Source organism: Pseudoalteromonas sp. PB2-1 (assembly GCF_045040605.1).
Taxonomy (GTDB): Bacteria; Pseudomonadota; Gammaproteobacteria; order Enterobacterales; family Alteromonadaceae; genus Pseudoalteromonas; species Pseudoalteromonas arabiensis.
In genome coordinates this window covers 2,221,065-2,234,192 of the sequence record NZ_CP090667.1, presented here as the reverse complement: position 1 = coordinate 2,234,192, position 13,128 = coordinate 2,221,065, and the positions used below count along the sequence as shown (strand labels likewise).

Annotated in this window: 14 protein-coding genes; 9 read left to right on the top strand and 5 right to left on the bottom strand. The window is 40.7% G+C overall.

All coding sequences use genetic code 11. The features are described 5' to 3' along the window. Positions 1-110 precede the first annotated feature (110 nt). Together L0Z67_RS10430 and L0Z67_RS10425 are read left to right on the top strand one after the other, a co-directional pair. Positions 111-791, top strand: a complete 681-nt coding sequence (locus tag L0Z67_RS10430; protein WP_062569379.1) for a DUF3334 family protein — start codon at positions 111-113, stop codon at positions 789-791. A gap of 236 nt (positions 792-1,027) precedes the next feature. Then, the gene (locus L0Z67_RS10425; protein ID WP_405127995.1) at positions 1,028-1,306 is read left to right on the top strand and encodes a hypothetical protein; all 279 of its coding nucleotides are present in this window, start codon (positions 1,028-1,030) and stop codon (positions 1,304-1,306) included. Positions 1,307-1,401: 95 nt separating this feature from the next. On the opposite strand, the gene L0Z67_RS10420 is transcribed toward L0Z67_RS10425, so the two are convergent. Then, the gene (locus L0Z67_RS10420) at positions 1,402-1,875 is read right to left on the bottom strand and encodes a hypothetical protein (protein WP_237114207.1); all 474 of its coding nucleotides are present in this window, start codon (positions 1,873-1,875) and stop codon (positions 1,402-1,404) included. 169 nt (positions 1,876-2,044) lie between these two features. Between L0Z67_RS10420 and L0Z67_RS10415 the strand changes: the two genes are divergently transcribed. Further along, entirely contained in the window at positions 2,045-3,055 is a 1,011-nt protein-coding gene (locus L0Z67_RS10415; protein ID WP_062569376.1) for a DUF5924 family protein, read from the top strand. A 31-nt stretch (positions 3,056-3,086) separates the two neighbouring features. On the opposite strand, the gene L0Z67_RS10410 is transcribed toward L0Z67_RS10415, so the two are convergent. Next, a complete protein-coding gene (locus tag L0Z67_RS10410) occupies positions 3,087-3,581 on the bottom strand; it encodes a M48 family metallopeptidase (RefSeq protein WP_405127994.1) in 495 nt (164 codons plus the stop codon). A gap of 13 nt (positions 3,582-3,594) precedes the next feature. Beyond that, positions 3,595-4,443, bottom strand: a complete 849-nt coding sequence (locus tag L0Z67_RS10405; RefSeq protein WP_405127993.1) for a DUF72 domain-containing protein — start codon at positions 4,441-4,443, stop codon at positions 3,595-3,597. A 227-nt stretch (positions 4,444-4,670) separates the two neighbouring features. Here L0Z67_RS10405 and aspS point away from each other — a divergent pair, with 227 nt between their 5' ends. The 5 genes from aspS (at position 4,671) to L0Z67_RS10380 (ending at position 8,674) form a co-directional block, all read left to right on the top strand. Continuing rightward, a complete protein-coding gene (gene aspS, locus L0Z67_RS10400; protein ID WP_130150157.1) occupies positions 4,671-6,440 on the top strand; it encodes an aspartate--tRNA ligase in 1,770 nt (589 codons plus the stop codon). A gap of 104 nt (positions 6,441-6,544) precedes the next feature. Continuing rightward, the gene (locus L0Z67_RS10395; protein ID WP_405127992.1) at positions 6,545-6,751 is read left to right on the top strand and encodes a hypothetical protein; all 207 of its coding nucleotides are present in this window, start codon (positions 6,545-6,547) and stop codon (positions 6,749-6,751) included. After that, complete coding sequence (locus L0Z67_RS10390; RefSeq protein ID WP_405127991.1) at positions 6,748-7,338, top strand: pentapeptide repeat-containing protein; 591 nt, start codon at positions 6,748-6,750, stop codon at positions 7,336-7,338. The genes L0Z67_RS10395 and L0Z67_RS10390 overlap by 4 nt, the downstream gene beginning before the upstream one ends. 27 nt (positions 7,339-7,365) lie before the next feature. Beyond that, the gene (locus L0Z67_RS10385; RefSeq protein WP_237126989.1) at positions 7,366-7,962 is read left to right on the top strand and encodes a GNAT family N-acetyltransferase; all 597 of its coding nucleotides are present in this window, start codon (positions 7,366-7,368) and stop codon (positions 7,960-7,962) included. 13 nt (positions 7,963-7,975) lie between these two features. Continuing rightward, complete coding sequence (locus L0Z67_RS10380) at positions 7,976-8,674, top strand: alpha/beta hydrolase (protein WP_405127990.1); 699 nt, start codon at positions 7,976-7,978, stop codon at positions 8,672-8,674. A gap of 45 nt (positions 8,675-8,719) precedes the next feature. On the opposite strand, the gene L0Z67_RS10375 is transcribed toward L0Z67_RS10380, so the two are convergent. Beyond that, a complete protein-coding gene (locus tag L0Z67_RS10375) occupies positions 8,720-9,925 on the bottom strand; it encodes an alpha/beta fold hydrolase (protein ID WP_405127989.1) in 1,206 nt (401 codons plus the stop codon). Between the two features lie 240 nt (positions 9,926-10,165). Here L0Z67_RS10375 and L0Z67_RS10370 point away from each other — a divergent pair, with 240 nt between their 5' ends. After that, positions 10,166-11,008 carry an isopenicillin N synthase family oxygenase gene (locus L0Z67_RS10370; protein WP_062569368.1) on the top strand — a complete coding sequence of 281 codons (843 nt, stop codon included), beginning with the start codon at positions 10,166-10,168 and terminating at the stop codon, positions 11,006-11,008. Between the two features lie 58 nt (positions 11,009-11,066). Here the strand turns inward: L0Z67_RS10370 and L0Z67_RS10365 are convergent, their stop codons facing one another. Continuing rightward, complete coding sequence (locus tag L0Z67_RS10365; RefSeq protein ID WP_405127988.1) at positions 11,067-13,127, bottom strand: TonB-dependent receptor family protein; 2,061 nt, start codon at positions 13,125-13,127, stop codon at positions 11,067-11,069. Between the last annotated feature and the right edge of the window lies 1 nt (position 13,128).

Sequence of the window (13,128 nt, the reverse complement as noted above, 5' to 3'; positions counted from 1 at the left end):
TCTCTTTAAAAAATAATACCGCTATTTTAGCATTTTTAACTGGATAGTCAGTGATAAATTCAGTAGCTTGGCTAGAATTATCAATAACAAGTACAAAAAAGAGAAGTTTAATGACTAAAAGCAAAGTGATCAGTACCGAAGATATCTTATCAACTCTGTGTCATTCAGTAACCGGCGTATTGTCATCAGCAAGTGGTAACAATATTAGTTATTCTGCGATGGTGCAAAAAATTACCCGTACCTGTATGCGCCCAGATATTGGCTGTTTTGTATTGTTCGATGGTGGCTTTACAGGCCTAGTTGTTACTAATTTCACAGCGCAAGCAGCCATGGAAATCTACCATGACTATATGCGTAATATGGGGATGCCAGAAGATGAAATTGCGCAAAGCCATTTATCAGATGATGTTGCTAATGTATTAGGTGAGCTGATGAACCAAATTGTGGGCGACTTTACCTCTAAGGTAAGAGAGCAGCTGCATACATCAATCACTCAAAACCAACCTAAAATGATGGCGATTAACAAGCAGGTGCAAATCTCTGTGGATACCACCATGGATAGACCACAAGCTCGCCGTGTAACATTCACCACAGCGAAGCAAAATATTTTCTATCTAGAACTAGCGATGGATAAAACAGAATTCATCAAACTACATGACTTTGATATTTCAGAAGCCGTTGACCCTGACGACATCATCGAAAACGAAGCCAAACAAAAAGCTGAAAAGCAAAAAGCATCATCACAAGTTGATGACGCAGATGATGATTTTATGGCAGAGCTAGGTTTGTAACTTAACGACTTTAGCTTTCAGCTGTCAGGTAAAATAGAGGCGCGGTTTAAACCGCGCTTTTTATGCTTAAAGGGCTTTAACATTCAGTGCTTTATATCAAGCTCATTCAAGGGGGAGTTTCAATTGAGGGCACTAAACTCTGAATTTTAAATATGGTTTTGCAGCTTTCATTAAGTTAATGTCTTGGTGTGAAATACATAAAGTAGTTTACTGTAATAACTCAATAGGCAATTTAATTGAAATTTAATCACATATACCAAGATGTCATTGTCGATGAAGTTAAGTTAAAACGCACCGGGAGTGAGTTTCAGGTGTTTGTGACATTCCAAGCTCAATCAGAGACTTTATATGCTGTTCTTAATGGAGTCCGAGAGATTGAGAATATTTCTGATTTGTTAGAAGCAAAACAACTTTGGCTCGAATATAGCGAATCTAATCAAACTGAGTATGGCAAATTTACCCTAGGTATTTCACATGAGAGTTATACGGAAATTTGCTTTGATTCATTAGGTTAAAGGTCTTGTATGCTACCTTGGCGTGTGGGTCGCGTAGAGCACAGCGAAACCCAACGACTTGAACTGTCAGCCATCAGATAAAATAGAGGCGCGGTCTAGACCGCGCTTTTTTGTGTTTTAGAGCAATTGATAACATCTTTGTCTGGGATCCCAATTAACGTAATAGTCTCATCGTCTATTTTTTTGATTTTTGATTTAACTGTCACTGAAGGCCCTCGAGTAAAGCTTTTCACAGACTCTGGTGAAAATAAATTTAGATCATCTTTGATTAGTTTTGTTTTATGGGTATGAGAATCAAAGCTGATCATGATATCACCCTCAAAATCCATTTTTTCTGAGGATTCTACAGAAATAATAGAGGCCAAATTAGGGTTTTGTTTGAAGTAAATTTTAAAAAAGCTTCTTGCGTATGAGTTTAAATCTTCGATTGAAGTGGTTATGTGGCTATCAACTTCTAGTATTGCATCGTCTGGTAATACTGATTTCATTTTGCAATTCCATTCACCATTAAAAAAACTATAATCTTCAAATGCATTTGCAGTTATACACTTAGAGAGTAATAAAAGCATTATCAAGATCCTATATAACATTCCATTTGTTCCTTTTTGAAAATAATACTTAATGCTTGTTAGCTTCATCTAAATGTCTAACTGCATTGAACTAAAAGCTCGTTTTTAAAGCCTACATTCATCCAATTTATGCTTTAATCACATACTCTTAAACGGATTTTATGATTGCATGAATTACTTAAAAGACTTTATAACAAAATTTGTCATAGCAATGCAAAAGCGCCCTGGTCTTATGGCAGTGTTGGCTTTTTGCAGTGGGGTTGCAAGCTTTATATTCGTTGAGCGAAAAGAGTCATTCTCGCAAGTTATTTCTATACTTTTACTTGTAAGCTGGGTTTGGTTAATTCTAGATAACTGGTTACGGGATAAAGTTGAACAGCAATTTGGTTTGGCTGTGTCTCCCAATTTTATGCGTTTTGCATTACAGGTTGTGCAGCAAGAAAGTTTATTTTTTGCATTGCCGTTTTTTTTAGCGGTAACAACGTGGGATCACCCACAGGCTGCATTTACTGGTTTAATTGCACTGTGCGCATTTATCTCTGTTGTTGATCCGCTTTATTATAAAAAACTCGCTAAACACAGTGTGTTATTTACTGTTTTTCACAACTTTTCGCTGTTTGTTGTAATCTCAGTTACTTTACCTATTTTATTTCAACTTACCACCAGCCAGAGCTTTGAAATTGCGCTCATCACAGCTGTTATCTTTACCATACCAAGCTTAGGTAACTTAATGCCTAATGCAAAATGGTGGCGTTTCCCATTACTTGTCTTGCTATTAGGAGCGCTTAGTGCAGGTTTGTGGCAGTTACGTAGCTTTGTGCCGCCCGCTGCACTGCGCTTAACCGATATGAGCATGTCGTATCAGCTTGACGAACAAGCCCGTAAACCAATAGAGCCGATTCAAAAATTAACCGAGCATGCTTTACACCAAAAAGGTCTATATAGCTTTAGCGCTGTTAAAGCCCCGCGAGGCTTGAATGAAAAAATTTACCATGTATGGGTGCATAATCGTAAAGAAGTTGAGCGTATTCCATTAGAAATATCGGGTGGACGAGAAAAGGGTTATAGGGCATGGAGTCATAAAACGAATTTCCCAGCAGATTCATCTGGCAAATGGATAGTTAAGGTGGTTACAGAATCAGGGCAGCTAATTGGTCAAATAAGGTTTGAAGTTGAATAAAGTGCTGCCGATTTTACTTAAGCTTAACACTCTAGTAAGGATTTTTTCCTTCACCTACTAATACGCTGAATATTCTTAAATCCAGTTCTAGTTGATGGTATTGCGGCTCCATGTGGCAACAAAGTTGATAAAACGCTTTGTTGTGGTCTTTTTCTTTAAAATGAGCCAGTTCATGTACGACGAGTGCCTTGAGAAGTGGCTCAGGTGCGCGAAGTAAATCGCTATTAATGGCAAGGTCGTGTTTACGGGTTTTACCTTGCATACGAAAAGTATGGGTACCTAACGCATTAGTGACCATATCGCCTTGTTTTTTGAACGCGGCACGGCCAAAAGGTAGGGCGTTTTTAAGATAACGCTTTTTTAGCTCAGTGGCGTAACTGTATAAGGCTTTGTCGCTGGTAATACTATGTGCATCAGGGTATTTGCCCTTGAGGTAGTTTGCAGCTTTGTTGCCATTAAATAGTTGTAACACTTGCTCAATAATATGGGGTGGGTAACCTTGAAAATAACGGCTGTAATCTTTCATATGCACTCTGAGATTAAAATAAACTGCTTTGGCTTGCTTCGCGTTCACCTATAAAAGGCGCAAGCACGGGGTGATTGTAACCTAAATCTTGGCAAAACTGTCTTGCTAAAAGTGGCGACTGGCGATTATCTGCGGTATGAAAAAATACATAAGGTGATTTACCTTCTTCGAGCCACTGGTTTATTTTTTTTAGCCAAGGTTGGTAATAGGATTTGTATTCGTGCTCTAAGCTTGCAATAACAAAACGCACCAGTGGGTTATTGTTTGTAGCGATTGCATGCACAGGTAAATGAGGCTTTTTCTTTTGCGCATCAATGAGTGCATCGGTATCGGCGGGTACAGCAAATAAAGCGCGAGTATCCATGCTTATGCGGTCTATATTATTTTCAATTAATAGCTGATTTAAACGAATTTCAGCATCTCCTTTTTGGAAAAAGGCAGGGTGACGAACTTCTACGCCGTAATTAAGCTGTTTTGGTAATTGGGCAATAAAGTTAGTTAGTAGTGGCAGGGCATTCGGGCCAAAAGCACTGGGTAACTGCAACATAATTTGCCCTGTTTTGGCAAAAATTGGCTCAAATAAGTTTAGCCATGCATTCAGCTCACTATTTATATTAGTCAGTTGTAATTCGTGACTAAAACGCCGATGAAACTTAAAAGTAAATTTAAAGTTTTCGGGTACCGCATCATGCCAGCGCAATAATGACTCATGACTTGGGTTAGCATAAAAACTGGTGTTGCCCTCAACTGAATTAAAGCATTGCGCATACTCACTGAGCATGTCGGCGCTTTTACAGTGACTAGAGAGTAAATTTCCTTTCCATGCGGTGCTAGACCACTGCGGACAACCTAAGTACAGCATTAAATCAACCAATAAATTTAAACTTTGCTTAGTGTAACAAAAGAAATGTTTGCTCAGAAGTCGGGACGTATATTTAGCCCCTGACAGGCACTGCTGGCACTCGCATTTTGCGATGGTTTGGGTATAATGCTCTGCCTTAAATGATTACTTTGTATAGTGGCTTTTGCTCTCAAAATAGCGAACTCTTAAGAGCAGGCGGCTATAAGTCTTTAACTGACAGGAATACTATGCGCTCTATATATTGCGGACAGCTAAATAAATCTCACGTAGATCAAGAAGTTGAACTATGTGGTTGGATCAACAAACGCCGTGACCTTGGTGGCCTTATTTTCGTCGATTTACGTGACAGAGAAGGTTTAGTACAAGTGGTATTTGATCCTGAAGTAGAAGGATTAATGGATACTGCGAATAAACTACGTCAAGAGTTTTGTGTGCAGTTAAAAGGTGTTGTTCGCGCACGCCCTGATAGCCAAGTAAATAAAGACATGGCAACAGGTGAAGTTGAAATTTTAGGCACAAGCTTAACTATCATCAACCGCTCAGAGCCATTACCACTTGATTTTAATCAGCAAAACTCTGAAGAGCGCCGTTTAAAATACCGTTACCTAGATTTACGTCGTCTTGAAATGAGCGACCGTATTAAACTTCGTGCAAAAGCGAGCAGCTTTGTGCGTCGTTTCTTAGATGACAACGGTTTCTTAGACATTGAAACACCGGTACTGACAAAAGCAACACCGGAAGGTGCGCGTGACTACTTAGTACCTAGCCGTGTTCACAAAGGTAGCTTCTACGCTTTACCTCAGTCGCCACAATTATTTAAACAATTATTAATGATGTCGGGCTTTGACCGTTACTATCAAATTGTTAAATGTTTCCGTGATGAAGACTTACGTGCTGACCGTCAGCCAGAATTCACGCAAATCGATTTAGAGACGTCATTCATGAGCTCTGACGAAGTACGTGCAATGACTGAGAAAATGATCCGCGAAATGTGGCAGTCATTATTAGACGTTGATTTAGGCGACTTCCCAGTTATGCCTTACAGCGAAGCAATGCGTTTATATGGTTCTGATAAACCGGACCTACGTAACCCAATGCAACTTGTAGACGTTGCTGATTTAGTAAAAGACGTTGAGTTCAAAGTATTCTCTGGCCCTGCTAATGACGAGAAAGGCCGTGTTGCTGTATTAACTGTACCAGGCGGTGCTGAGCTTTCTCGTAAACAAATCGACGACTACACTAAATTCATCGGTATCTATGGCGCGAAAGGCCTAGCATGGATGAAAGTTAACGATCGTGCTGCGGGCGTTGAAGGCGTGCAATCACCAATCGCTAAGTTCTTAAACGAAGAGGTGATTAACCAGTTACTTGAGCGTACGAACGCACAATCTGGCGATATCATTTTATTCGGTGCTGACAAGCGTAATGTTGTAAACGAAGCAATGGGTGCACTACGTCTTAAGATTGGTGTTGATTTAGGCATCACTGATCTAGATAGCTGGAAACCTTTATGGGTTGTTGATTTCCCAATGTTCGAAGAAGACGACGAAGGTACATTGCATGCGGTTCACCACCCATTCACTGCACCAAAAGGTATTTCTGCCCAAGAGCTTGAAGCAAACCCAGCAGGTGCATTATCAGATGCATATGACATGGTCTTAAACGGCTACGAAGTTGGTGGTGGTTCGGTACGTATTCACAATGCAGATATGCAAGAAACAGCATTCAGAATCTTAGGTATCGAAGCGCAAGAGCAACAAGACAAGTTTGGTTTCTTATTGGACGCACTTAAATACGGTACACCACCGCATGCAGGTCTTGCGTTTGGTCTTGACCGTTTAGTTATGCTGTTATGCGGTACTGATAACATTCGTGACGTTATTGCTTTCCCTAAAACTACTCAAGCATCATGTTTATTAACAGATGCACCAAGCAAAGCAAATGCAGATGCATTAACTGAGCTTGCCATTGATGTTGTAGCGAAAGACACTGAATAATTCATAATAAACTGAATTATAAGGTTTAATGAAAACCCTAAGGTGTATGCCTTAGGGTTTTTTTGTGCTTAAATGTTTATAAATATGTTCTTCAAGGAGTGGGCATGAGTGTAAGTGGAAGCTTCATCGGTTTTTTCATTTTGATTTTAATCCCGTTTTTTGCCGTTATTAGCTATTACTTAGGTAAACGTAAAACGACAACACCTGTAATCGTCGCCATAATCGGTGGGCTTTTATGTTTTATGCCATTATTTGGCCTAATTTTTATTGCTGTACTGGCGCTTAAAAAAGATATTGAGTCGAGCGCGTGATCAAAAGTCATTCACTTTATTTTGAACACACCTTTGAGGTTAATTTAGCGGGCCAAACGTTTTCACATTGCGAGTTTGAGCAATGTGAATTTATTGACTGTGACTTTAGCAGTAGCCAGTTTGAAAATTGCCGATTTATAGAGTGTGAGTTCAAAAACTGCAATTTAGCTGCGCTTGGGCTGAGATACACTTCACTCGAAGAGGTCAGTTTTAAAGAGTGTAAATTAACCAGTGTGCGTTTTACTGATGTTGATTGGCCGCTACTTGCCAGCCGTGCTCCAGCGAGTTTTATTAGTTGTGAACTTAGCTACAGCAGCTTTTTTGAACTGAGTTTAAAGGCATTAAAAATGCGCAGCTGTTTTGCCAAAGATGTTGATTTTAGACATGCAGATTTATCATCTGCTGACTTTACTGACACTGATTTTCGTGACAGCTTGTTTCAACAAACTAATCTCAATAACGCTAATTTTATTGGTGCCAGCCATTTTGCCATTGATATAACTGCTAACAACATCAGCAAAGCTAAATTTGAGCGCTATGCAGCTCTGGACTTACTCGCTGGGCTCGATATAGAGCTGGTGGATTAAGCTTTATTACTAAGAGGGTTAAGTAAGATGATGAATTTAAGTCCTATCACCTTGGAAGGGCAATTTGTTAAATTAGTGCCGTTAACAAGTGAGCATCGCGATGCTTTAGTAAGCGCTGCTACGGATGGAAAGCTTTGGGAGCTTTGGTTTACCTCGGTGCCCAATGAAGAACGTGTTGACGATTACTTAAGTATGGCGTTTGAACAACAGTCACTTGGTCGCGCATTACCATTTGCTGTCATCGATAAACACACAGGCACCGTGATAGGCTCAACCCGTTTTTGCAATATTGATAGTAAAAACCGACGCTTAGAAATTGGCTATACTTGGTATGCCAAGCGTTTTCAGCGTACTGGGGTTAATACTGAATGTAAAAAACTGCTGCTGACTTATGCATTTGAAACACTTAATGTGATTGCCGTTGAGTTTCGTACTCACTGGCATAATCAGGCTTCGCGCAATGCCATTGCTCGCTTGGGAGCGAAACAAGATGGGGTTCTACGTAATCACCAAATTATGGCCGATGGGTGCGTTCGTGATACCGTGGTGTTTTCAATTATTGATGGTGAGTGGCCTATGGTTAAACGCAGCTTAGAATTCAAATTAGCGCATGTTAAATATTAAAAAGGCGGCGCTAATGCTCGCTTTAACTCTTAGCGGGCAAACAGCGTTTGCTAATCAAACAAAGACGCTGTTCGATACAGAGCGAGCGCGCCATATTCCGGTGACTATCACAGCAGCCGATAGCACATGCACGGTAAAGAAAAAGTGCCCAGTGGCGTTTATTGGTGCAGGGTATGGTATGGCACATACAGACTATCAATTTGCCCAGCAAGTTTTTCATCAACATGGTTATTTAACGGTTGAAGTTGCACATGAATTAAAGGGCGATCCGAGTTTAAACCTAGAGCCGCCATACATGACTACACGCATGGAAAACTGGCACCGTGGTGTACAAACCCTTGAATTTTTAGCCACAGAACTTGCAAAGCGATATCCTGCGTATGACTTTAATCAGCTTACTTTATTTGGTCACTCAAATGGGGGGGATATTGCAGCATTATATGCCGCTATTTATCCTGCGAAGGTTTCTAAGCTTATCACCCTTGATCATCGACGTATGCTGATACCCCGAAACAAACATATTGCTGTGCTTACGCTACGTGGTAGCGATTACCCAGCAGATGATAGGGTGTTATTAACGGGTGAGGAGCTAGCTGTGTATCCTGTAACGCAAGCTGTAATTCCTAATTCTCGCCATAACGACATGTTTGATGGCGGGCCGAAATGGTTAGTTGAAGCGATGACAAAGCAACTGACGCTTTTCTTAGAATAAACAGTTAAGTAGAGTTAGCGCGTTATTTTTTAACGCGCTAATAGGTTATTTATTCACGAGTTCACTAATCACTAATGGATTGTTATGAAGTGTTTTATGCACGGGGCACTTATCTGCTATTTCGAGCAAACGCTGTCGTTGTTCATCCGTAAGGTCACCTACTAGTGTAATCCTACGCGTGATTGCTTCTAGCTTATTGTTGTGTTCACAATCATCGCAATCCTGGTGATAGTCACGTGTATGATTAAGCTCAACTTTAACATGTTCTAACGGTAATTTTTTGCGGCTTGCGTACATTCTAAGAGTCATTGATGTGCAAGCGCCAAGGCCTGCAAGTAAGTGGTGGTAAGGGTCGGGTCCTAGGTTACTACCCCCTACCTTTAATGGTTCATCAGCAAGCCAAGTATGATCTTTTGTACTGACATATTGGGTAAAAACGTGATCTTTTTCTTCAACAAGTACACTGCCATTTAATAATTGAGCCGTGTAACTTTCTTTTTCATAATCAATATAACGCGTTGCCCATGATGCGATTACCCCAGCAGCATAATCAGCATCCACTTTGTTGCTGAGTAGATGGTCGGCGTCATCTAAACTTATAAAGCTTTTAGGATGTTTCGCTGAGGCGTAAATTTTTTCTGCCTCGCTAATATTAACGGTTGTATCGATAGGGGAGTGCATCACTAGTAAAGCACGTTTTAATTTACTTATATGGCTTCGATCATACTGTGCTATGTCATCCAAAAATTGCTTTTTAATGGTAAATTCACGACCTGCCAAGTTTACTTTTGCTTTTCCTTGGTTGTTAATTTCATCTATTTGGGCTGCAAAGTTATGACTTACATGCTGAGCATCCGATGGCGCACCAATAGTCACAATGGCTTGTACTTCATTAATTTTATCAGCGGCTGCAAGCACTGCAGCACCTCCCAAGCTATGGCCAATGAGTAACTGTGGTGCTTTAAAGTTTTCACGTAAATGCTCTGCTGCGGCGATCAAGTCTTGGATGTTGGAGGAGAAATTGCTGTTAGCAAAATCACCATCGCTATTACCTAAACCAGTAAAGTCAAAACGTAACACGGCAATTCCTTGTTGAACTAGTGCGCGGCTTATTCTGGTTGCAGCTGCTATATCTTTTCCACATGTAAAGCAGTGAGCAAATAGAGCGTAAAACTTTACATCGTTTGCAGGGTACTCAAGTTGTCCTGCAAGTGTTAACTCACCGCTATGAAATGTTATTTTTTTGCGCATGATATAAACCCTACCTTTATTTAATATTTAAGAATAGACCCGTTGAACTTGTTTTTACTTTTGAACTTTTCCAAAATTTTTGCAGTGGTTGATCTGTATCAAAACTAAGGCGTTAACAAAACAGGAGCGGACATAAGTCCTTATGTTTTTACCTGTGTTTCTCTATCCTCGCGAAGCGCTATAATGAAGAAATGCTAAGCTTAGCACAGACTTCTAGAACCTTATTCACTGGAAAAGACAATGCAACATTTACCTACCGTTGATTATAAAGCGAGCGATGCGGCCGCTCAATTTGTTGAGTCACTAAGAAACACAGGTTTCGGTGTATTAAAAAATCACCCAATCCCTCAGTCATTAGTTGAGTCTATTTACAAAAATTGGCAAGAATTCTTTAATTCTGAGCAAAAGCATGAGTTTTTATTTTCAAAAGAAACACAAGATGGTTATTTCCCACCATCAGTGTCAGAAGTTGCAAAAGGCTTTACCGTTAAAGATATTAAAGAGTATTACCACGTTTATCCAAAAGGCCGTGTTCCAGCACAGTTAGAAGAAGAAATCCGTGAGTACTACCGTTTAGCGAATGAGTTTGCAGCGACATTATTAAGCTGGGTTCAAGCTGAAGCACCAGAAGATGTGCGCGCTAAGTTCTCTATCGACCTTAAAGATATGATTGCTAACTCTGAGCAAACACTTCTGCGTATTCTTCACTACCCACCAATGACAGGTGATGAAGAGCCAGGCGCAATTCGTGCTGCTGCACACGGTGACATCAACTTATTAACTGTTTTACCTGCGGCGAATGAGCCAGGTTTACAAGTCCAAAAAACAGATGGCGGTTGGTTAGACGTACCATGTGATTTTGGTAACCTGATCATCAATATTGGTGACATGTTACAAGAAGCGTCAGGTGGCTACTTCCCATCGACGATTCATCGCGTGATCAACCCTACGGGTAAAGCGTCTACGAAATCACGTATTTCGTTACCATTGTTCTTACACCCGCGCCCTGATGTTGTTCTCTCTGAGCGCTACACAGCCGACAGCTACTTACAAGAGCGTTTACGTGAGTTAGGCGTAAAGTAATTGTTTAAATTTAAAAAGGTGGATTAAATAATCCACCTTTTTATTAAATGAGACCCTTTTAGAATTTTGCGCTCAGACCAAAATATAGATTACGTTCAGGTGCTGGCTCAAAGTAACCGCGTTGGCTCACATCTCTATTAGCATTTGCGTTAATACGTACATTTGCAAAATAATCTTTTGAGAATAAGTTACGTATCCCCGCTTTTATAGATACAGAAGGCGATAGCGAGTAGGAAGCGCGTGTGTTAAATAGCCAATTTTGTTTTATTTGTGTGTCGTTACTATTTTCGGCATAAAACCGACCGGTATAACTCGACTCAAATTCAATTCGCCATTTATTAAACTGCCAGTTAATTTGACTGACCCACTGTTGCCTTGGTAAGCCAGGCATACGATTTCCGTTTACATTATCACCGCTTAGTGGAGTGAAGTTATCGAATTGATAGCGAGCCAATGTCAGCGCATTTCGCCACTGCCATTGTTCATTGAGTTGCCACTCTAAAGCTAACTCGAGGCCTTTTCGGTCAGTTTTTCCTGCGTTTTCGAAAAACCTGAGGCCGTCAATTTCGTAGGGAATTATTTCATCGGTCACTTTAGTTGCAAACAAAGTGATGTCGTATTGAATGTCACTCAACTCGCCTCGAACACCTAACTCACGGCTTAAAGAATCTTGAGGTTTTAAAAATGGGTTAAAGCCTGCACCTTGTGGGTTGGCAAACTCTGTAAAGGTTGGTGATTCATAAGAGGTGGCTAAATTAGCATACCATTGATGCCTTAGACCCAGCCGGTAGCTAAGCCCTAAATTGCCATTCCACTCACGATATTTACGTTGGCCTGAACCAACACCACTTTGCGCTAAGTGAGCATCAATTGACATTTTTAAATCATCGTAGCGTACCCCAGTGGTTAAAATTACGGCGTCATTAAGGTACCAATCTACAATACTAAAGGCACTCATTGACCTTGCTTCTTGTAGTTCATCAACCGTTTGCCCTGTTATTTCAGCGTTAGGGGAGACGCTAAAGCGTTGCCGGTCATCCTCTTGCTTACGTATTTCAATACCCGATGTGTGGCGAATCGGTCGTTTATTTGCTCGTAAGTCTTGGGTTATTTCAAAACTACTTCCATAAAACCAGCGATCGTAGGCAATTAAACTACTGCCAGGAAATGGCAGTTGTTGTTTAAAATCGCGATGGGTTGCAAATAGATTAACCATCCACTGGGTATTATCGAACGAACTATCTCGTAAAGTTAAACCTAGGGTTTGTTGCTCGACCTGCTGTCCACTGTCTAATCGTTTGGCCATGAAAGTGGCTTGACGTCGATTTTCATTAACTTGGGTTCTTGTTAGCCCACCTGGGTCTTCGGATGTTGGCATATCCATAAGTGATGTCATTACGGTGAGTGTTTTACTGTCGTTAATATTCCAAATAAACTTACCGCGCAAAGTGGTTTTTTCAACCTGACTTTGCTCTCGATAGCCATTAAAGTTGAGATGGCTTGCACTGATATAGACACTGCCAGTGTTGTTGCTGGTTCCTGCTTGAGCGTTTAACTTATATAAGTCATCACTACCGACATCAAGGTTTAGAGTAATGCCTTTGAATGCTTCGCCATTTTTTGTACTGATATTAATTGCACCTCCTGCGCCGTTACCGTATTGGACGGTTGCTGCGCCGCGAGTCACATGTAATTGGTCTATACCGTTCAGTTCAATATCATCTACTTGAGTTTGCCCGTCGGGTAAAGTGTAGGGGATATTATCTACGTGTAATTGCATTCCTCTTACACCGAACGGGGCGCGAGAACCAAAGCCACGAATAGAAATACGTAGATTTTGCGCAAAATTATAGCGGTTTTGAAAGTACACGCCAGGCACAAATTGCAGAGCTTCATCCAACTGCAAAGCTTCTTGAAGTTGAAATTCACGTTGCCCATCAACGAGAGTGACAGCTGCGGGAGTGTTGTAAAGCTCCCTTGGTAATCGAGACGCGGTGACATCAATAATTTCCAATGGCAGGGTATGTGATTGTTCAGCTGCAAAAGCGTCGACGGGTATTGACCAAGCGCACATCATCGCTGATAAATACAAAGATGTTTTTTTATAATTAAGGGCCATG